Below are 835 nucleotides of genomic sequence, written 5' to 3' on the forward strand. Positions count from 1 at the left end.
ACACCGCGCAACAGTATCTACAGATAAGAAATAATTACCTTTGTGCAAAAGGCTTTCCAAGCGCGATTTATGATGAAATGCCGTCATCTTCTGATGAGGCAGCAAGGGACAAATGGGTAAAATTTGCGACAGAGCAGTTTTTAAATATGCAAGAGGCAATAAAAGAAGCGCAACATCTCTATAGACAATACAATATCTATGCTGCGCTACAGTACATTGTTATAGAAGATCAAGAATTACCGCATCTTATAAGCTCACTAAGGGTGGCTCTTAATGCGCTTCAGAAACATTTTGATCGTTAGGTTTACTGGCAATCAGATTCTAATCTTCTTCATATTTTTTATATTTTTCTTCTGAAAAATATATTGCAGATCTTAAATAGTTAATTGTATTTTTTGCCTCCTTAATTTCATCTTTTAGCTTTTCAATTTCAGCTTCTGAATCATAAATTTCATCTTTTAGCTTTTCAATTTCAGCTTCTGAATTATAAATTACATCTTTTAATCCCCCAATTTGATATTCTGAATCATTTTTTAACATTCTAAGTTCATTCTTTGCTTGTAAAAGACTATATTCATAATAAGCAAGAGCAATAATTGCTATTATAAAAGCAGTCCATAAATTGATGATATCGAAATACCAAACTAGTAATATTACTAAAAACATCTTTTCTCTTTGTGTTAGGGAAAATTGAAAATTTCACATCTCTATATTGATTCTATAATTGTATCAATACGTGTTATTTTTATGTTGACAAAGTGTAGCAAATCGTATTTAATGACATTACTGTACTTAGGTGTATTGTGTCTAATGAGGGTGATGTACAGTCAAAAAT

The 835-nt window shown here is 30.8% G+C and carries 2 protein-coding genes; one reads left to right on the forward strand and one right to left on the reverse strand.

The genetic code is table 11. From position 1 onward, the window contains the following. The coding region (locus NNJ85_RS09625; protein WP_254475548.1) for a hypothetical protein at positions 1–302 on the forward strand (302 nt) is incomplete at its 5' end. Between the two features lie 19 nt (positions 303–321). Here NNJ85_RS09625 and NNJ85_RS09630 read toward each other — a convergent pair. Further along, positions 322–666 carry a hypothetical protein gene (locus NNJ85_RS09630; protein ID WP_254475550.1) on the reverse strand — a complete coding sequence of 115 codons (345 nt, stop codon included), beginning with the start codon at positions 664–666 and terminating at the stop codon, positions 322–324. Between the last annotated feature and the right edge of the window lie 169 nt (positions 667–835).

The sequence above is a fragment of the Bartonella sp. B1098 genome (assembly GCF_944896145.1).
In the GTDB taxonomy this organism is placed as follows: Bacteria; Pseudomonadota; Alphaproteobacteria; order Rhizobiales; family Rhizobiaceae; genus Bartonella.